The following is a 20,699-nucleotide window of genomic DNA, read 5'->3' as shown; positions in this document are numbered from 1 at the left end:
GAGGCCGCCCCCGGCCGGGGGCGGCCTCCGTCGTGTCAGGCCGCGGGCCCGGCCGCTTTCGCGTCCTCCGGGGGCGCGGCGGCCCGGTCGCGCACGGTCCACCGGGCGAGCGCCCGCGAGACCGCGGTGACCGGCCGCTCCATCGGCCCGGCGCCCAGGGTGAGCCGCCACACCGTGGCGAACACCAGCGAGAAGACCACCACGAGCTCCACCGTGTAGGTCTCCACCCAGCCGGCCCACCCGGGCAGGAGCCCGCCGTGCACCGCCCACAGCAGGACCCCGTGCGCGGTGTACAGGGTGAGGGTCATCGCGCCCATCGCCGCCACCGGGTAGAGCAGGACCCGCATCGGCCACGTTCCGGCCAGCAGCAGGCACAGGCCGAGCACGGCCATCGCCACCCCGGTGTTGCCCACCACCTCGAAGGTGGAGTTGCTGTGGGAGTAGGACTCCAGCGCCGTGCGCCACGCCATGTACTCGTCACCGGGCAGGAACGGGGCCAGCGGCACCGACAGCACCCAGGACGTCCCGTAGCCCAGCACGGCCAGCCCGGCCCCGCCGCCCACCAGCCACCAGCGCACCTTCCGCGAGCGCAGCCCGGTGCGGGCGGCCACCATCCCGGCCAGCACGTAGGCGAGGAACACCGTCGCCGGGTACAGGCCGAACACCAGCAGGTCCAGCGGGGTCTCCACCATCTCGAAGGAGAACAGCGGCATGTCCTCGACGGACTCGCCCTCCTCGGCGAAGGGGTCCTTGCCGCTCGCCTCCAGGGAGGCCCAGTACTCCTCCTTCTCCTCCACCCACTCGGGGTCGCCCCAGGTGGCCTCCCACTCCGCCTTCTCCTCGGGCGTCCACTCCTCGGTGAAGCCGTCCGACCAGCCCATCACCACGGGCAGCTCCTGGGCGGCCAGCGTCGCCTGCGGGCCGATCAGCGCCATCGCCACCGCCAGCGCCGCCAGGTGGCGGGTGCGCAGCCACAGCACGGGGATCGCCAGCAGGAAGAACACCCCGTAGAAGTGCAGGATCACCGCCAGCGAGCCCAGCGTCGCCAGGCCGTAGCCGATGGCGATGAGCAGCAGCGCCCGCACCGCCAGCCGCACCCGGACCCGGTTGCGCTCCACCCGGGTCCCGGGCCGGGTGCGCCCGGCCAGCAGCACCAGGGACACCCCGGCCAGGAACGCGAACAGCGCCGCCGAACGGCCGCTCACCGCGCCCCCGACCAGTTCCACGACGAGCATTCCGGGGCCCGTCGTGCTCTCGTCCCAGACGGCGTTGATGTCGGACGCCCCGGTCAGCAGCAGCGTCAGCGGCACCCCCATGTGCGCGATGAAGACCCCGAGCAGGGCCACGCCCCGCGCCGCGTCCACCCCGAGCAGGCGTTCACGCGGTGCCCTGCTCCCGGTCCCCGGGGTCCCCGCCCCGGGCACCGGCGCCCCCGGTGACTCCGGTGCCCCTGGCGCTCCCGGCGCCTCCGCCCCCGGCCCGGGCGGTACCGGATCCGGCGACCGGTCCTCCCCGACGGTCCCCACTCCCTCGACTGCGGCCATGCACATCCCCCGTGCGTCGTTCGTCCGTTTGCACAGCGATCAACGCGGACGGTGACCGCGACGGTTCGATCGGACGGCCCGATTTCTCCAGGGGGGATGATGACCACCCCGGCGAACAGTCATTACTGCGAAGGGTATCCGGGCCAATACTTTGGGTGTGTAGTCTGTCGGCGTATCCCGAACCCACCGCGGTCCCGTCGGCGTTCCCGGGGCCGCGCGGACCCACCCAGGAGGACCGACGTGACCGACCCCGAGCTCGGCGGCATGGACCTGACGGTCGTGGCCGTGGCGGACTCCGAACCCTACGTCCGCCTGTCCGCGGCCATGTTCGACGCCCTGCCCGGCCGCGGTCACACCGTCGGCCTCGCCGTCGTGCGGTCACCGATCACCCCCGCACCCGCTCAGCTGCGCCGGGCCGTCGCCGACAGCGGGCTGGCGGACCGCCGTGTCCCCGTGCTGACCCTGCCCGAGCTGCGCCGGCTGGTCCGCCGCCGGGTGCCCGACGTCGTCATGCTCAACTGCACCGCCCGGGTCACCGACGCCCTGGCCGACATCCTGCCGACGGGGCGGCGCCGGCCCGTGGTCGTCACCACCCTGCCCGGGCCCGCCCTGCCCGCGGGGGAGCACGAGTGGCTGCACCGGGCCCGCGCCGACCTGCTGGTCCTGCACAGCCTGCGGGAGGTCACCGCGTTCGCCGAGCTGGGCGAGAAGCTCGGGGCGGGCACGGAGGTGGCCCTGGCGGGGCTGCCGCTGCCCACGGCCCGCGAACGCCGCGGCGGGCGCCCGCACCGGGTCGTCTTCGCCGCCCAGGACCACGTTCCGGCCACCGCGCCGCAGCGCGAACGCATCCTGGAGGCGCTGGCCAACCTGGCCGAGAGCCGCCCCGACCTGGAGGTCGTGGTGTGCCCGGGCGAGCGCCGGACCGACGCCCCGGGCGGCGACTACGCCGAGCTGTGGCGCGGCCTGGTCGCCGCCGGGCGGGTCCACGACCACACCGTGCTCTTCCGCCCCGGCCCGGTCGCCGCCCAGCTGGACCGGGCCCGCGGCCTGGCCACCGTCGGCTCCCCGGCGGCCCTGGAGGCCCTGGCCCTGGACGTCCCGGTGATCATCCTGGGCGACTGCGGCGAGGACCCGGGGGCGACGGTGTTCCAGGACGGGGACGTCTTCGGGACCCTGGACGACCTGCGCGCCCTGCGCTTCCGGGTGCCCTCCCCGGCGTGGGCGCACGAGAACCACTTCCACCCGCCGCGGCGCGAGGACTGGACCCGCCGCCTGGCGGCGCTGGTCCACCGCGCCCGCCGCGGCGACCTGCCGCCCCTCCCGGCCCTGCTCGACGCGGGCGTCCACCGCCGCGCCCGCCGCCGGGTCCTGGCCGACCTCGGCGCCGCCCCGTCCCTGCTCCGCCAGGGCCCCCGCGCCCCCTGGCCCACCCCCTGACCCACCGGGGCCGCCGTGGCCGCCGGGCCGGTCGTCCGGCGGTTCTTGCCGACGGGGCCGTCAGTGGGTGGTGAGGGCCGGGTCGGCGGCGGCCTCGTCGAGGCCGCCGATGAGGGTCGAGGTGTGGTCGGCCAGGGTCACCTCCGCGACCGGGGCGTCCGGCAGGGCCTCCAGGAGCAGTGGCTCCAGCAGCACCGACAGCGATGACGAGAACGCGAACGAGAAGTGGTTGTCGTCGTAGTACGCCAGCTGGTTGCCGATCACCCCCGGGCACTCCGTGTCCCCGCACAGGTACCCGGTCAGGTCCACGGTCCGCACGTTGTCCGGCAGCTCGCCGGCCTCGGCGGCGGCCGCCAGCGGCGAGGACTCCGCCATCGTGTACGCCCGGTCCTGGGCGCAGTGGCCGCCGCGGTCGACGCAGTCGGCCACGTCGAACGAGAACCGGGGCGTGTCCCGGACCGCGACCACGTCGACGCCGAGCCCGTCCAGCCACCGCCACCGCTGCACGAACCCGTCGGGCACGTGCTCCAGCGACCCGTCGCCCTGCCGGGTCAGCGTGCCCAGCCCGAACACCGCGTCCGGGGCCATCTCCTCGATCTCCCGGGAGACCTCCGCGTTCCAGGCGGTGCACTCCTCGTACACCGCACCCTCGAACACCTGCTCCTCGGCGCTGAACTGGCAGGCGTTCTTGGTCATGATGACCAGCCGCCACCCGTGGTGCTCGGCGATGGGCCGCAGCGCCTGGAACCAGTGGCGGGCGTGCGAGCTGCCGGTGAGGACCAGGGTGTACTCCGAGTCCACGTCGCCGAACTCGCAGGCGATCAGCTCCGTGGACGGAATGGTCACGTTGCAGGAGCTGGTCTGCGCGATGGTCTCCTGCTTGACCGTGGTGGTGTCGGGATACACCGGCAGCGCCGGCAGGTTCGCCGCCAGCTCCGGGCTCAGGTGCACGGCGGCGCCGGGGTACGCGGTGGGGTCCTGGCTGAGCCGGGCGCGCATCTCCCGCTCGTGTTCGATGCCCGCGCCCCAGGCCAGGGAGCCGACCAGGACCGGGACGGCGAACAGCACGCCGGCGGCCAGCGACCACGACGGCGCCCGCCGGTCGCGCAGCACCCGGTCGATGCCGCCTTCGAGGATCCAGGAGGTGGCCAGGGCGGCGGCGAACGACGTGCCCAGGACCAGGAGGCCGCCGGTCATGGACGGCTTCACCCGGTCGGTGACCTCCAGGTAGAAGACGAGCACCGGCCAGTGCCACAGGAACAGCGGGAACGAGTGCTTGCCCAGCCACACCAGCGGGGGCAGCCCCAGCAGCCGGTTGGCGGACCACCGGCCGGGTTCGCCCTCGGCGCCCGCGACCAGGACGAGGACGGCGGCGAGCACCGGCCACAGCGAGGCGTATCCGGGGTAGGGGAGCGAATCGCCGATGACGGCGCCGCAGGCGATCAGGGCCAGCAGACCGACCCAGCCCGCGACCAGGCGCAGCACGCGGGGCAGCCGCAGCCGGGACAGCCGGGGCAGGAACAGGGCGAGCAGGCCGCCCAGGGCGGGTTCCCACAGACGCGCGCCGGTGTCGAAGTAGGCCCAGGTCGGCTCGGTGGCGGTGATCCACAGCGAGTACCCGAACGACAGGGCGAACACCGCCGCGACGGTGCCCGTCGCCGCCACCCGCACCCGGCCGCCCAGCCGCACCGCGACCAGGGCGGCGAGGGTGAGCAGCAGCGGCCACAGCAGGTAGAACTGCCCCTGCACGCCCAGCGACCAGAAGTGCTGGACGGGGCTGGAGGCCGAGTCCCGCGCCATGTAGTCGACCGAGCCCAGCGCCAGGTGCCAGTTCACGTGGTACAGCGCGGCGGCCTGCACGTCGGCGATGACCGCGGTCCACGCCGAGCGCGGCAGGAACAGGAACGCCCCGGCCAGCACCGCGCCGAGCACCACGGCCCCGGCGGGGAAGAGCCGCCGCGCGGTCCGGCTCCAGAACGCGCCGATGCGGATGCGCCCGTCGCGTTCCAGCGCCCGCACCATCGACCCCGTGATGAGGAAGCCGGTGAGCAGCAGGAAGACGTCGACGCCGCCGGAGACCGTGCCGAACCAGATGTGGTAGACGGCGATGAGCACGGCGGCGACCGCCCGCAGCCCCTCGATGTCGTCGCGACGTCGGGACACGGGCGTGCGCAGCGTGTTGAGCACAGGGCTCGGGACAGGACTCTGGACAGAAGAGGACAAGGGTGTGCCTTGGGCTCGGTGAAGGTGGGGGCAGGGGGCGGCGCCCGTGGTCCGGGCGCGCGGCGGAGCGCCGGAGGGATGACGGCGCTCGGGGAATGCCCTGCCGCTTCAGTATCCGATGGCTTTGTCCGGATCTGGCCAGATAAGGGTTGACGTTGTCCAGTCGAGATGAAATCTGTGTGAATGTGTGGCCTGAGCTGCGAAAACAGTGTCAGAGCTCACACCTCGGAGCTTGTTGGCCACTCGGCCCCAGATGACCCTTTTGTAGATATTTAAGGCATTTATGACAACGTGTTCGACCGATCCGGCGTCCTGTTCACGGCCTACCGGGACACCCAGGGAGAACACGTATGGCGCTGCACTTCGAGGAGGACGAGTACGAGGTGGGGGAGGAGCACTTCTACGACGACGAGGGCACCTTCGGCGTACTCGCACCACTGGACGCCGACGAGCTCGACGGCGGCTGGTGACCCTCGAAGGCACAAGCCCCCTGGACGGCGGTCAGACCCCGGGCTTCTCGAACCGGGACGGGAAGGGGAAGCGGTCGGCCAGGACCCGGTGGACCATGGCGGTCACCTCCTCCCGCCTCTCCGGCGGGGTGTCGAAGTCGTTGAGGCAGAAGAACTCGACCCCCGGGTCGGCCTCCAGCGCCGCGAGCCTCTCCTCGGCCTCCGCCGCACCGATGTCGATGTAGCGCATCGCGTACTCACCCGGCACCGCCCGCCCGGTGAACAGCGCGTAGTGGTGGTGCAGCGTGGCCGCGACCGCCACATCGGCCAGGCCCCGGAACCGGGCGTGCGCCGTGCGGTCGATCGCCTCGGCGTAGCGCTCCTCCAGCTCGGTCAGGACCGAGCGGATCTGCGGGTGGGGGATGTGCTTGAACTTGTGGGTGATGTGCCGCCCGAAGTCGGCGGCCGGCAGCTCGCGCACGTTCTTGCCCGCCGAGTTCGGCGCCGCCTCCCCGGCCACCGGCTCGCCCACCCCGAACTGGTGCGGGGAGAACGGCAGCCGTGCCACACCGCTGCCGTGGAAGAACCGGTCGGCGCCCACCGGGCGGGCCGGGAACACGTCGTCGTTGAAGTACAGGTAGTGCTCCGACAAGCCCTTGATGCGGTGCAGGCCGGTCTCGATGGCGTGGGAGTTGAACGTGGGCAGCGCGCTCTCCGGAAGGATGTCCCGGTGGTCCACCACCGTGATCCCCGCCGCGGAGGCCTCCAGCCAGGCCGGGACCTGGGCGTCGGTCACCAGGTACACGTGCCGCACCCACGGCGCGTACATCTCCACCGACCGCAGTGAGTGGCGCAGCTCGTCACGGCTGGTGAACCGCGACGCCCCTGCCGCCAGGGGGGTGTACCCCTCACCGCGGTGGCGGGCGCGCTCGGCGGCGTGGGCGGGGTCGTCGCCGTCCACCCAGGTGTAGACCACGTCGACGGGAAAGGTCACCTCGTCCACCGGCGTCCACGTGAACGGCTCGAAGGTCGGATACTCGCGCTCGGCCACGACCACGGTGGCGGGTTTGCGCGCGGCGGCCGGCAGCACGTCGGCGACCCGGTTGCGGCGCGGCGCCACCCAGGAGTCGGCCAGCACCTCCTCGGGGGCCTGCGCGCGCAGCTTCGCCCGCTGCCCCTCGGAGTCCTCATGCTCCAGGATCTTGGCGCCCTCGCGCCAGAACTCCACGTCGCAGCCGAACTCGAACCCGGCCAGCTCGCGCCCGCCGGGGGAGAGCAGGCGCTCGGCGAACCGGATGACGAGCCCGGCCTTGACCTTCTCGTCCAGGGCGCCGTCGACGTAGGCACTGGCGGCGGCGACCACCCCGCCGGTGCCGGGTTTGACGGCGTAGAGGGCGCTGGTGCCGTAGAGCTCGCGCATGGTGTCCAGCAGGCGCTTCTTGTCGGAGCGGTGCACCCCGACGACGTGGCGCAGGGGCGAGCGGCCGCGCACCAGGAAGTGGTCGATCCCGGCGTGGGCCAGGGCGTCGGTGACCAGGCGCAGGTTGCGGGCCGATGCCCCGGCCGCGGTGAACGAGGTGACGGCCCGGCCCAGCAGTTCGGCGCCGTCCACCTGCTGGACGCGCAGGTCGGGATCGGCCTCCAGGAGTTCCCGGCGCTTGCGGGCGATCTTCTCGGCGCGCCTGCGCTCGGCCTCGGCAGCCCCGGCCTCGCGGCGTTCGGCTTCCAGCCGGGTGCGGGTGGCGGTGGGCAGGAGGCGTTCGCTCGCGCGCTTGACGCCGGAGGACAGGGCCATGCGGGCAGTCCTTCGACCGGGGGCGGGGGGTGAAGGGGCATCTGTCCGAACATTGAGGACACGTGCCCGCAATGTGACGCATGGGTGTCATGTGAGGTTTACGAGAGCAACGGGTGAAGCTTTGCGTGTTTGTCTGATCTCTTTCTGTGGCCAAATGAGCCTTTGGTGGCCGTATGTGGCCACCGCGGTTTATGTAAAGCTCACAGCGGTTTTCTGTGCTCTTGGTTGGTTTGTCGCTTTAGGTGGGTCTTTCGAGGGGATTGCGCGAAGCGTCAGCGCGCTACTACCGTCACGCCGAGTCGCCGCGGAAACCCGATCCTCCGTGGAACCGGCTCCCCGAAGCACAACTGAAGTAGACAGGCTCATCCCCCATGCGTCGTTCCCTGACCCGTGCGACAGCGGCCTCCACCGCCGCGGCACTGGCGTTGTCGTTGCTGGCCGTGCCCCCCGCCCTGGCGGACGAGGACGACGAGCCGGCCCCCTCCGGCGCGGAGACGGCGGCCGAGCAGGATGCGCTGACTTTGGCGCGTGAGACGGGTGAGCCGGTTGAGATCACCGCGCTGACCGATGAGAAGACGGTCCACTACGCCAATCCCGATGGCACTCTGACCGCGGAGATCTCCGCCCTGCCGGTCCGGGTCCGCACCGGGCAGGGGTGGATCGACGCCGACACCACCCTGGTCGCCGGGACCGACGGCCTGGTCCGTCCCCGCGCCGCCGGTATGGACATCGCGTTCTCCGGGGGCGGCGAGGCCCCGATGGCCCGGATCGGGATCGGCTCCAACAGCGTCGAGCTCGACTGGGACGGCCCGCTGCCCACCCCGGTCCTGGACGGCGACCAGGCCACCTACCCCGACGTGCTGCCCGACGTCGACCTGGTCCTGACCGCCGGGGTCGAGGGGTTCACCCAGGTCCTGGTCGTGCACACCCCCGAGGCCGCCGCCTCACCCGAGCTCGCCGAACTCGAACTGCCCCTGGAGGCCACCGGGGTGACGTTGGAGGCCGACGAGCACGGCAACATCGAGGCCATCGGCGACGAGGGCGGCCAGGGCGTGTTCAACGTCCAGGCCCCGGCCATGTGGGACTCCACCGGCATCGAGGACACCCTCGGCGAAGACCCCGCCATCGCCCCCACCACCGGCGCCCGCACCGCCCTGGTCGAGACCGACCTCACCGTCGACAGCATCCGCCTGGTCCCCGACCAGGGGCTGCTGACCGGCGAGGACACCGAGTACCCGGTGTACATCGACCCCTCGGTCAGCGCCAACCGCCCCAACACGGCCTACGTCGACAAGACGTTTCCGAACCAGAGCTACTTCAACAAGAAGGAGAGCGTCGGGGTCGGGTACTACTCCGGTGGGGAGGGCACTTTCACCCGACGTGCGTTCATGCAGTTCACGGTGATGGGGCGCACCGCTCACCCCAACACCATCATCAACTCGGCCACCCTGCGCACCGAGGTGGCCTGGGCCTACAACTGCAATAGCAACTCCAACGTCCAGCTGCACCGAACCGACGCGTTCACCAGCAAGACCACCTGGAACAACCAGCCCACCGCCCGCACCCTGCTCGACACCCAGAACGTCAAGGGCGGCTGGGCCACCTGCCCCGCCACCAGCGGGGTGGAGTTCAACGCCACTACCGCCTACAAGTGGGGCGTCGACAACAGCGCCTCGCACATCTACCTGCGGCTGAAGGAGCAGAACGAGTCGGCCACCAGCGCCTGGCGCCGCTTCGATTTCAAGAACAAGCCGCCGGTGCTGGTGGTCAACTACAACCACCCGCCGGAGAAGCCGGTCACCTCGACCCTGTCGGACTCCCTGGGCGGGGCCTGCGCCACCGACAAGACCAAGCCCCGCCTGGTCAACAACACCGAGGTCACCCTGCGCGGCCAGCTCCGCGACCGCGACTCCTACTACGTCGGCCAGCAGGTCAAGGGCCAGTTCGAGTGGAAGGTCGACGGCGCCTCGGGCAACCTGGGCTCGTCCGACTCCGCTTATGTCACCGTGGCGAAGTGGAGCGGCGGCAGCTACCGCACCGTCGTCGCCCGCAACCTGCCCCAGAACCAGCTGATCGCCTACCGCCTGCGCGGCCACGACCAGCAGAACTGGGGACCCTGGTCGGCCTGGTGCTACCTCAAGGTCGACACCACCAAGCCCGAGACCGGACCCAAGGTCACCTCCACCGACTACCCGGCCGGCGACACCCTCCACGGGACCGTGGGCCGCAGCGGCGACTTCACCTTCTCCAACAACGGCGTCGCCCAGGCGGTGGCCTACCACTACAGCCTCAACGACGCCTCCTGCTCCACCAAGATCACCCTGGGCACCCCGGGCGCGACCGTGACCGTGCCGATCACCCCGCGCCGGGACGGCCCCAACCTGCTGCACGCCCGCACCACCGACGCGTTCGGCAACTCCTCGGAGTGCGTGCTGGTGTACACCTTCACCGTCGCACCGCCCTCGGATCCGGTCTCCTATTTCCCGCTCGACGAGGGCCAGGGCGGTACCGCGACCGATGTGATGGACCCGAACAGGGTCGCCACCGCCAACGCCACGGTCGGTTGGACCCGTGGGCGCGTGGGCGAGACGGACGGCTCCACCTACCGCCTTGAGGGCACCGCCCTGCACACCACCAACGGCAACCGTCTGACCACCGAGAATCCGGTGATCGACACCGACGACGCCTTCACGGTCTCGGCGTGGGTCCGCCTCGACGAGGCGACCGCCAACCACACGGCCGTTTCCCAGGACGGCGACCGCCACAGCGGCTTCTACCTCGGCTACAACAACACCAGTGACGGTAACTGGGTGTTCAAGCAGGCCCCGTACGACGGTGACGGTACGAACATCGCTCACCGGGTCTACTCCAAGGAACCCGCCCGACTGGGTATGTGGACACACCTGCTGGGGACTTTCGACCCCGAGACCGGAGAACTCGCTCTGTACGTCGACGGGGAACTCCAAGGCGAGGTGACCCAGCAGACTCCTTGGAACGCCACCGGCCCGCTGGTCATCGGTGGTGCCAGGTACAAGGGGGCGTTCTTCGACGCCTGGCCCGGAGCGATCGACGACGTGCGGGTCTGGGACCGGGTCCTCACCGACGAGGTCCCCGAGGAGAGCCCGGACTCCTATTCGGAGATCTGGGAACTCGCCAACCGTCCGGCCGCCCTGGAGGGGCACTGGCAGTTGAACGAGACCGAGGGCACCGCGGTCGCTGACTCCTCCGACCACGGACTGACCGGCACGCTGCACGGTGATCCGCTCACCGCGTGGAACACCGCGATGAACGACGTCACCTTCGCCCCCGGCGTGAGCCTGGACCCGGCCACCCGGGAACGGGTCACGACCACGGGACCGGCGGTGCGCACCGACCGCAGCTACAGCGTGGCCGCCTGGGTGCGCCTGGACGAGGTCGGCCACAACGCCACCGCCGTCTCCCAGGACGGCGGCGCGCACAGCGGGTTCTACCTCGCCTACCAGTACACCTACGAGTGGAACAACTGGGTGATGAAGGTTCCGCCCAGGGACGCCATCGGAGCCACGGGCTGGCACCGGGCCCTGTCCGACGACGCGCCGGAGTTCGGCCGCTGGACCCACCTGGCCGCCACCTACGACCACACCCGGCGCGAGGTCACCCTGTACGTCGACGGGGTGAAGAACGGGACCGCGGCGGTGCCCGCGGCCTGGCACGCGGGCGGCCCGGTGGTCATCGGCGGTGCCAGGTTCGAGCAGCGCCTGGCCGAGGCCTGGGCCGGCGACATCAGCGACGTCCACCTCTACCAGGGTGTCCTGACCGAGGACGACCTGGACCGAATCCGATGGGGAGCCCTCCCCGTGCCGTGACCCACCGCCGTTGACGGCTCACCTGTCCCCCCTTTTGTTTCGCGCTATCTGTCCGGCAGGCCCACACCCGTGACCTGCCGGGCGGGAGGTTCCCCCTGTGTCCGAAACCCCGCACACCCCTGCCCCTGTAACGCGTCGCGGACGCAAGAGCCTGGTCTCATTCGTCGCGCTCGCCGTCGCCGCCGGTCTGGCCTCGGCCATGCCGGTGTCCGCCCTGTCCTACAACCCCCGTCCGGACGTGGCCGAGGCCGAGTCCGTCGACGGGCGTGTGCTGACCCCGGAGGCGACCGAGGTCGACACCACGGTCGCCGACGCCGCGGTGACCACGCTGGCCGAGGCGGAATGGCCCGAGGCCGACGTCCTCACCCTCGACCTGGAAGAGGGGGCGCGGGCGCCCGGCGGTCCAGTCGTGGTGGAGCCGGTGCAGGGGGAGGAGTTCCAGGACTGGGACTCCCCGCTGCCCGAACCCGAGGAACCCGCCGAGGATGTGCAGGACGAGCAGGGGGAGCAGGACGCGGGTGTCCAGGATGAGCGGCGCCTGCCGCTGAACCCGTGGGTGCCCGGCGACGAGACCTCTCCCGAGGACGAGACCGCTCCCACCCCGGAGCCCTCACCGAGCCCGGCCCCGGAACAGCCGGGGGAGACCCCGCAGACCCCCGAGACCCCTGAGGTCCCCGAGCCGGAGGAACCGGGCGACCCGGTCACCGAGGACGAGCCGGCCGAGGAGGCCGCAGAGGCCGAGCCGCAGCCGGTGGCCGCCGCCGAGGTCGAGATCCTGGACCGCGACCAGGCCGCCGAACTCGGCCTGTCCGGGCTGGCGCTGCGCGTCACCCGCACCGACGGCGCCGAGGAGGCCGGTCCGGTCCGCATCAGCGTGGACTACGCCGACTTCGCCACCGCCTACGGCGCCGACTACGGCTCCCGCCTGGAACTGCTCGCCCTGATCGACTGCGACCCCGACACCGCCGCCGAGGACGGATGCCTGGAATCGGTGGACCTGGAATCGGTCAACGACACCGACGCACAGGTGCTGTCGGCCGTGGTCCCGGCCACCGCCGCCAGCATGATGGTGACCGCCGCCGCCTCCGGTACCAGCGAGGAGGGCACCGGTGACTACACCGCCACCTCGCTGAGCCCGTCCTCCACCTGGAACATCGGCCCGCAGACCGGTGACTTCTCCTGGACCTACCCGATGGCCGCCCCCAACGTCGCCGGCGGCCTCAAGCCGGAGATCAGCCTGGGCTACTCCTCCCAGTCCGTGGACGGCCGCGTTTCGGACACCAACAACCAGACCTCCTGGATCGGCGAGGGCTTCGACTACCACCCGGGTTACATCGAGCGCCGCTACGCCACCTGCCAGGACGACGGCACCAAGATCCCCGACCAGTGCTGGTCGCACCACAACGCCACCCTCAACCTGGGCGGGCGCTCCACCGAGCTGATCTACAAGGACGGCACCTGGACCCCGCGCAACGACGACGGTTCCAAGGTGGAGCGCCTGACCGGCACCACCAACGGTGACAACGACGGTGAGTACTGGAAGGTCACCACCGTCGACGGCACCCAGTACTTCTTCGGCCGCAACCGCCTGCCGGGCTGGGCCTCGGGCAAGGAGGAGACGAACTCGGCCTGGACCGTGCCCGTCTACGGCAACGACTCGGGCGAGCCCTGCCACAAGTCCGGCGACCTCGCCGGGTCCTGGTGCCAGCAGGCCTGGCGGTGGAACCTCGACTACGCCGTGGACGCGCAGGGCAACGCACTGGTCCACTACTACGCCGAGGAGACCAACAACTACGGCCGCAACTTCACCTCCACCGCGACCCCGTACGACCGGGGCGGGTACCTCAAGCGCACCGAGTACGGGCTGCGCGACTCCGACCCGTACGCCACCGCTCCGGCCCGGGTGAACTACGGCGTCAGCGAGCGCTGCACGGTCACCGGATCCTTCGACTGCGCCGTCTCCAAGCGCACCGCGGCCAACGCCGACCACTGGCCCGACACCCCCATCGACCAGGAGTGCAAGACCTCCTGCGCCGGGCAGCACTCGCCGACGTTCTGGACCACCAAGAAGCTCGACTCCATCACCACCCAGGTCCACAACGGCACCGCCTACACCACCGTGGACTCCTGGAAGCTGACGCACACCTTCCCCGACCCCGGGGACGGCACCGACCCGGCGTTGTGGCTGGACTCGATCACCCACACCGGGCATGTGGGCGGCACCAAGGCCTACCCGGCGATCACCTTCGCCGGACAGCCGCTGCCCAACCGCGTCGACTCCACCACCGACGGCCTGGCGCCCATGAACAAGTGGCGCATCACGGCCGTGTACACGGAGACCGGCGGCCAGGTCAACGTCCGCTACCTCGACTCCGACTGTGAGGCGGGCAAGACCCCCAAGCCGCACGAGAACACCAAGGCGTGCTTCCCGGTCATCCGCGCCCACCAGGGCGGGGCCGACGACATCACCGACTGGTTCGCCAAGTACCGCGTGGCCGAACTGGTCGAGGTGGACCTGGTCACCGACCAGCCCGACGTCATCACCACCTACGACTACGTGGGCAAGGGCGCCTGGCGGTACATGGACGATGACGGGTTCGTGAAGGACGACAAGCGCACCTGGTCGCAGTGGCGTGGTTACGACCGGGTCATCGTGCGCACCGGTCACCCGGACGAGACCCGGACCGAGACCGAGCACCTGTTCTACCAGGGCATGAACGGCGACAAGCTGCCCTCGGGCACCCGTACGGCCACGGTCACCGACTCCACCGGCGCCTCCGTGACCGACGACGTGGTGTTCAGCGGCCAGACCCGCGAGGTCATCGTCCGCAACGGGGTGGGCGGCCAGGTCGTCTCCCGGACCATCACGACTCCGTGGAAGCGCAAGACGGCCGACAGCTCCCACTCCTGGGACACGCGCGGCGCCCACATGACCAGCACCGAACGGGTCGACACCTACACACGCCTGGCCAGCGGGTCGTTCCGGCACACCCGCACCGCGAACACCTTCGACTCCTACGGGATGATCGCCACCGTCCACGACCAGGGCGATGTCGGCGACCCCGGCGACGACAAGTGCACCGCGACCGCGTACGCGCGCAACACCGGCAGGCACCTGCTCAACCTGGTCTCCCACACCCGCGCCACCGCCTCCACCTGCGGAGGAACACCGTCGGCGGACCAGGTCATCAGCGATGTCCGTGTCCTCTACGACGGGAAGCCCTTCGGTGAGGCCCCCACCCAGGGACGCCCCACCCAGACCCAGCGGGCCGTGGACTACAACGGCTCCACCCCCGTCTACCAGACGGTCACCACCACGACCTTCGACACCTACGGCCGTGCCCTGACCGTCGCCGACGCAGCGGGCAACACCACCACCACGGTCTACACCTCGGCGCGGGTCGGCGGCCACGACACCAAGGTCGAGACCACCAACGCGCTCGGACACGTGAGTGTCCAGGAGTTCGACGCCCGGTCCCAGCCGGTCAAGGAGACCACCGCGGCGGGCGGTATCACGCATCTGGCCTACGACCCGCTGGGGCGGCTGACCGACGTGTGGCTGCCGGACCGCAATCGCACCGCCACCGCCTCGATGCGCTTCGAGTACAACGTGGCCAAGAACGCCCCCACCACGGTGGTCACCCACACCCTGAACCCGCACGGGCGCTACGTCACCAGCTACAAGATCCTCGACGGGTTCCTGCGCGAACGCCAGACCCAGGCTCCGGCTCCCAACGGCGGGCGTGTGATCACCGACGTCTTCCGCGACACCCGCGGCAACACGGTGATCGAGCGGGAGCCCTACTACAACACCGAGAACCCGGCCGGTGCGCTCTTCGTGGTCAACAACCACGACGAGATCCCCCGCTGGACCCGCACGGTCTACGACGGCGCCGACCGCGCCACAGACGTCGTCCAGATGTCCCGCGGCCTGGAGCAGTGGCGCACCACCACCGCACACCACGGCGACCGGATCCTGACCACGGTCCCCGACGGCGGCACCGGTACCACGTCGATCATCGACGCCCGCGGGCAGATCATGGAGGTCCGCAAGCACCACGGCGAGGAGCCCACGGGGGAGTACGACACCACGGCGTACACCTACACTTCGCGTGGTGAACTGGCCACGGTCACCGACCCGGGCGGTTCGACCTGGGGTTATACCTACGACCTCTTGGGCCGCAAGGTCTCCGAGTCCGACCCCGACACCGGTGTCACCACCACGGTCTACGACGACCTGGATCGCGTGGTGAGCGTGACCGACGCCCGCGGGCAGACGCTGCACACCACATACGACGCCCTGGGCCGCAAGACCCACCTGCGCGAAGGTTCGGCGAGTGGGACGGTGCGCGCCTCCTGGGTCTACGACACCGTGATGAAGGGACAGCTGTCCTCGGCCACCCGCCATCACGACGGTAGCGCCTATACCACTCGCATCCTCGGCTATGACCCTGTTGGACGCCCCCGGGCCCAGCAGATCATTGTCCCGGCCTCGGAAGGCGGCCTGGCGGGTACCTACCAGTTCGGGACCCTGTACAATCCCGACGGCACCGTGGCGTCGATCAGCATGCCCGCGACGGGTGGCCTCGGTTCCGAGGCCGTCTCCTACGGTTACGACGAGCTGGGCAACCCGACCACCCTGACCGGCAACACCAAGATCGTCACCGAGAGCCTCTACTCCAAGGTCGGCGACCTGGTCCAGCGGGAGTTCCACCGCGGGGTGCTGGGCGCGAACAAGACCTGGCAGACCTTCGCCTTCGACGAGAAGACCGACCGGCTCACCATGGCCGGCGTTGTTCCGCAGATCGGCGAGGGCTCCCTGTCCACCCAGACCTACGCCTACGACGACATCGGCAACCTGCTGCGGATCAACGACGAACCCACCGACCCGCAGCGGGCCGACGACGTGCAGTGCTTCACCTACGACCACCTGCGCCGCCTGACCGAGGTCTGGACCCCGGACGCAAAGGGTGGAGCAGCGTGCGTAGAGGCCCCCTCGACCGAGGGCCTTGGCGGGGCCGCACCGTACTGGCACTCCTACACCTACGACGCCACCGGCAACCGCATCCAGGAGATCCAGTACCACAGCAATGGCGGACAGACCGTCCGCGACTACACCACCCCCGAGACGGGGGAGGGACCCGAGCACGCTGTCACCCGCGTGGACCAGCAGGGCATCGGCGGCGCCACTGAACACGTCTACGACTACGACGCCGCGGGCAACATGGTCCGCCGCACCACCGGTGAGCACGACCAGACCCTCCAATGGGGGCCGGAGGGCGAACTCGTGCAGGTCACCGACGGCCTGGCCAAGACCGAGTACGTCTACGATGCCAATGGCGAGCGCCTGCTGCGCCGTGCTAACGGCGCCACCACCCTGTACCTGCCGGGGAGCGAGGTCACCTGGGACCCGGCCGCCGGGACCAAGGAGGGCACCCGCTACTACACCCACGCGGACGAGACCGTGGCGATCCGGGAGAACGACAACAGCCTGCACTGGGTGTTCTCCGACCACCACGGCACGGGGCAGCTGACCGTGAACGCGATGACCGGCGAGGTCGTCCAGCGTCGCATGACCGTTTTCGGTGAAAGCCGGGGATCGACCGGTGAGTGGCCGGGCGAGCGCGGTTTCGTCAACGGCATGGTCGACGCCAGCACCGGCCTGACCCAGCTCGGCGCCCGTGCCTATGATGCGGCCCTGGGCAGGTTCATCTCGGTCGACCCCTTGATGAACCTCACCGATGCCCAGACACTGAACGGGTACGCCTACGCCAACAACAGCCCCGCCACCTACTGGGACGGGACCGGGTTGTCGTACTGCACCCCCAGCGACGGCATCTGTATGGAGGTCGGCGGCAACACCACCGTCAGCTACAAGAAGAAGAACGGTCAGAGCGGCATCCAGACCTGGAATCACAAGAAGGGCACCGGCTGGCGGCAGATCTCCTACACCCAGTACCGTCCTGTTTCGGGTGGTCGATACGAGACCCGCCGCCAGAGTGGCGGCAGCAGCTGGAGTTCCTGGCGGGTCATTGTGAAGAGGCCGGTGGTGAATCGCGCGCCGGTCGATTACACCCGCTCTCCCCAAGAGCAGGCTCTGGACGACGCCAATTGGTTCCAGCAGAGATACTCGAACTCGCAGGGCGGCTTGAACTGGGGAAACGTGGCTGATGACATCGGAATGGTTATGGGTGTTGCAGGGCTTTTCGGTTGTGCTGTCTGTGCTGGAATCTCGGCGGGGATCGGCCTGGTTCGAGGGGCGCAGAAAATTATGGATGGAGACAATAGCGGCTACTTGGATGCGTTTGCTGTTGGACCGTTCGGTGCTGTGCGGTGGGCTAGCCGCGGCCTTGCCCAGGGGAGGCATCTCAAGGAGACGGCGCGTTGGTTTGGTGCTGGCCGTGGCCCCAACGGGAGCATCGGTAGGTGGAGGGACACGGCTCGGCGAGCCGGAGCTGAGTGGAGAAAGCATGAAGCCACTTGGGCTCCGCGGCTGCAGGTCACAAGCCTGATCGACAACTCCTACACTGTGATGAACACGGCGAGGTCGATGCATGCTCACCCGTTGTTCAGTTCGAGGGGGTAGATTAATGGCTGGGTCAGCGGGTTCTGTGCCTTGGTATAGGCCAATGGAATTTATTTATTCAAAGGTCCTTCTTCGCTCTTCCGAGGGGGCCGGGGAGACGGCGCTTCGACTTAAAGAGATGCGCACAAAGGGTATCGATTCCGAGGAGGCTGAATCTCTTCTCGAGATGCAGATGTACTCGATGCTCTTCCATGCCTCAGCGGCTATTGTCGTGCTCGCAATCCCGTCTTTGATTCAAGGTGTCCCTGGCGGGTCTGGGGCGGCCCGGTTCTCACTTCTGGTTGGTGTCTTCTTGTGTAGTGTGTACCTGGGGTGTGGGGTGTCTTATGTGATCGATCTGCTCCGCGTAAAGTTCAAGCCATACTCATATATCGGGAAATCACTATTTAAAACCATGCCATTGTGGTTTTTCTGGATGCTTTCGATAGCTTTTTCCTCTGCTGTCATGGCTATCATTTTGCTGTGACGTGTTAATCTGTCTATATATTTTTTTACCGGGTACGTTGGTCCTTTGTCTCGAGGGTGATTCGTTCGGTAGCGCGCTCAACGCCTAGGATGATGTATTCATGTAGCTCGACAACGGAGGCCTGATGCTCGGTTTCACCGCCTTCACTGTCTGTGGTATGGCAATCGGTGCTGGGGCTTCTCTGTGCGGGAGTTTGGTGTCGGACTGTGTAAAATTTTGGTCGAAGAGATTTCATGAGATAGTGGGATGTGGCGTGATCGGCCACTCCGCTCGGTGCAGGTAAAGTGGAGGTCGGGGCGGGCGGTTCGGCTGATGGATTCTTGAATTTTCAATTGAGTTGACTTTTTTCGTATGTCATGGCCAAGAATGTTGTCGATGTAGCCGACCTGGTGATGTGTTGCGTCTACCATGGTTGCTGAATCTCCTATTTGACGGACCTGGTCCGATCGAAATTCACGAGCTATCCGCCGTTGTTCTGTAGGTGGCGGTCGGAGGTCCTTGCCGCGCAGGTGGAGGGCGCGCATGACCCAGCCCGGGGGGCGCCCAGGACCACGAGGAGGGCCAGGTAGGCGCGGGCCTCGGTGGTGCCGATCCAGCGCAGGGCGGTGCCGCGGTGGCCCGCGGAGGCCTCGGCGAAGGCGATCTGCCCGGCGACGCGGGCGTGGCCGCGCGGGACCAGGCGGAATTCGGGGTAGCGGTCCAGCAGCCAGCGCAGGGCGGTGGAGATGGTCTGCCAGCGGCCGGAGAAGTGCGAGCGGCGGCGGATGAGGAACGTCGAGGGGTGCAGCTCGGTCAGTCGGAATCCCGGCAGCTCGCCGAAGGTGACGCTGGTGGGGTCCAGTGTCCGTACCGCCTCGACCTTGTCGTAGACCACGGTGATACCGCGGCGTACTGAGCTCTTTCCCGGAGCCGGGGACGGCGTGGGCCTCCATGGTCAACTTTGACTAGTTGTGGTCAAGGTTGACTACCCGGGGCGTGGGGGGAGGGGCGGGGGATGCCCTGGTCTCGCCAAGGCCATCCCGCCTTCTCTCTGTGTGGTTTCCTCGGCTTTGAGAGGTCTCTAGCGGGCCTGTGAAGTAGCCCTGCTGGAGGTGTGCGGTCGGCTGTTTGTTCCCCTGTGGGGGGTTGTCTCTATGGAATTCAAGTGAAAAGTTCTGCGCTCAGTGCTCGTCCGATCTTGTCCTACAGGAAGAAGTTCGGATTTATTGTTGTCATTCCCTTGATCTTCATTCAGATTTTCGGGATCTTTGCGATCTCGGCCATCGGCATGCTTGAACTTGATCAACAACTCTCACCCGGTAGGCTTTTCGAGGCAATCCTGGTCTCCCTGATCATGGTTTGTGTATCGTGGGTGATGTATAACTTCGGATTTTCCCCAAGGATTCGTCTTTTCGATCATCGCCTCGTTCTCGACAACCCGTTTTCGAGAGTCAGCATTCCAGTGTGTGCGATAGAGGATATATCTGGCCTGGGTGGCTTCAAGGTGAAGTCAAAGTCGGGGAAGAAGTACTCGTCAGTGGTATTCCCGGACTCTCTCATCTCACTCTTGATGAAGTATAGAACTCATCATCGGGCTGCCGCGGAGGTGAAATTTAAAATTTCTTACCTTCGGCCATGCGAGGAGTGTCATGAGGTGGAATATGAGAAGAATTTCAGAGCAAACCTCATTGCCTTCGTGTTTATTTTCTCTGCCATGTTGGTCACGTATTCGATTATCTTTTTTATGAATTGATTTCCCCCAAGAAAGTGTGGCTGCGGGGCGGGCAGGGTTCCGGGCGCTGATCGAGGATTCGGCTCAGGTGGGGCGCGTGCTGCGGTGCCGGCGTCGGGAGTTTTGCGCGGGGGCGTTGAAGGGGTGGGGAGGTAACCTTGCGGACGCGGTGCGGGGCCGACCGATCCGAGGGGCGCCACGGGGCGGTCGACGTGGGGAACCGCACGGCGTGGGGTCGGCGCGAGGGCAGGGGCAGGGCCAGCGTGGATGAGGCAGCCCGGCCGAACGTGGGGCCTGCCTGGGCGGGGGAGTTGGCGGGGTGGGTGAATCAGGGCATGGGTGTGTGGTGGTGGCGGGTGCCGCCCCCGAATCCATTGTCCGGGCCGTCGTCCGGCTACCGCCATCTGCGGCCGCGGGGCTGTAGATAAACCTCGGGCACTCGGGCTGTGGGCGGCCTTTGTGCCCGCCGGGCGGACCTCGGTGGCAAGGCCCCGGTACAGCTCCGGGGGTGGGTGGCCGGGTGCTGGCCGGTGGTCAAACTTGTCTACCTGTAGGCAACTTTGACTAGCTCTGGTCAAAGTTGACCACTGCGGACCTTGTCGCCGGGGGTGCTGGTGCGTGGGTGTGGGTGGTGGGGCCGGGG

Annotated in this window: 8 protein-coding genes and 1 pseudogene; 5 read left to right on the top strand and 4 right to left on the bottom strand. The window is 68.8% G+C overall.

The features are described 5' to 3' along the window. Positions 1-35: 35 nt before the first annotated feature. A complete protein-coding gene (locus ACJOT3_RS11995; RefSeq protein WP_406971935.1) occupies positions 36-1,364 on the bottom strand; it encodes a DUF418 domain-containing protein in 1,329 nt (442 codons plus the stop codon). A gap of 420 nt (positions 1,365-1,784) precedes the next feature. Between ACJOT3_RS11995 and ACJOT3_RS11990 the strand changes: the two genes are divergently transcribed. Then, the gene (locus tag ACJOT3_RS11990; RefSeq protein WP_406971933.1) at positions 1,785-2,981 is read left to right on the top strand and encodes a DUF6716 putative glycosyltransferase; all 1,197 of its coding nucleotides are present in this window, start codon (positions 1,785-1,787) and stop codon (positions 2,979-2,981) included. 60 nt (positions 2,982-3,041) lie between these two features. On the opposite strand, the gene ACJOT3_RS11985 is transcribed toward ACJOT3_RS11990, so the two are convergent. Together ACJOT3_RS11985 and ACJOT3_RS11980 are read right to left on the bottom strand one after the other, a co-directional pair. Next, positions 3,042-5,204 carry an acyltransferase family protein gene (locus ACJOT3_RS11985; RefSeq protein WP_406971931.1) on the bottom strand — a complete coding sequence of 721 codons (2,163 nt, stop codon included), beginning with the start codon at positions 5,202-5,204 and terminating at the stop codon, positions 3,042-3,044. A 501-nt stretch (positions 5,205-5,705) separates the two neighbouring features. Further along, positions 5,706-7,448 (bottom strand): stealth family protein, encoded by a 1,743-nt coding sequence (locus ACJOT3_RS11980; protein WP_406971929.1) that lies wholly within the window; start codon positions 7,446-7,448, stop codon positions 5,706-5,708. Between the two features lie 371 nt (positions 7,449-7,819). Between ACJOT3_RS11980 and ACJOT3_RS11975 the strand changes: the two genes are divergently transcribed. The 3 genes from ACJOT3_RS11975 to ACJOT3_RS11965 all read left to right on the top strand — a co-directional run bounded on the left by ACJOT3_RS11975 (position 7,820) and on the right by ACJOT3_RS11965 (position 18,345). Beyond that, entirely contained in the window at positions 7,820-11,293 is a 3,474-nt protein-coding gene (locus ACJOT3_RS11975) for a LamG-like jellyroll fold domain-containing protein (protein WP_406971927.1), read from the top strand. A 97-nt stretch (positions 11,294-11,390) separates the two neighbouring features. Next, positions 11,391-17,879: an RHS repeat domain-containing protein gene (locus ACJOT3_RS11970; RefSeq protein WP_406971925.1), complete on the top strand. Its 6,489-nt coding sequence runs from the start codon at positions 11,391-11,393 to the stop codon at positions 17,877-17,879. Between the two features lie 118 nt (positions 17,880-17,997). Beyond that, the gene (locus ACJOT3_RS11965) at positions 17,998-18,345 is read left to right on the top strand and encodes a hypothetical protein (protein ID WP_406971923.1); all 348 of its coding nucleotides are present in this window, start codon (positions 17,998-18,000) and stop codon (positions 18,343-18,345) included. A gap of 491 nt (positions 18,346-18,836) precedes the next feature. On the opposite strand, the pseudogene ACJOT3_RS11960 reads toward ACJOT3_RS11965, so the two are convergent. Further along, positions 18,837-19,252 (bottom strand): annotated as a pseudogene (locus tag ACJOT3_RS11960) (glycosyltransferase); the annotation flags it as partial. 237 nt (positions 19,253-19,489) lie between these two features. Here ACJOT3_RS11960 and ACJOT3_RS11955 point away from each other — a divergent pair. Next, the gene (locus ACJOT3_RS11955; protein WP_406971921.1) at positions 19,490-20,077 is read left to right on the top strand and encodes a hypothetical protein; all 588 of its coding nucleotides are present in this window, start codon (positions 19,490-19,492) and stop codon (positions 20,075-20,077) included. The last annotated feature ends 622 nt before the right edge of the window (positions 20,078-20,699 follow it).

This window comes from Nocardiopsis protaetiae (genome assembly GCF_045446735.1).
Lineage (GTDB): Bacteria > Actinomycetota > Actinomycetes > Streptosporangiales > Streptosporangiaceae > Nocardiopsis > Nocardiopsis protaetiae.
The sequence above is the reverse complement of the archived record's forward strand: the minus strand, read 5'-3'. Positions and strand labels throughout refer to the sequence as shown.

Bases quoted from the DNA above. Each gene is read 5' to 3' on its own strand.
- ACJOT3_RS11975 (WP_406971927.1), top strand. From the start codon at position 7,820: ATGCGTCGTTCCCTGACCCGTGCGACAGCGGCCTCCACCGCCGCGGCA.
- ACJOT3_RS11980 (WP_406971929.1), bottom strand. From the start codon at position 7,448: ATGGCCCTGTCCTCCGGCGTCAAGCGCGCGAGCGAACGCCTCCTGCCC.
- ACJOT3_RS11965 (WP_406971923.1), top strand. From the start codon at position 17,998: ATGCGCACAAAGGGTATCGATTCCGAGGAGGCTGAATCTCTTCTCGAG.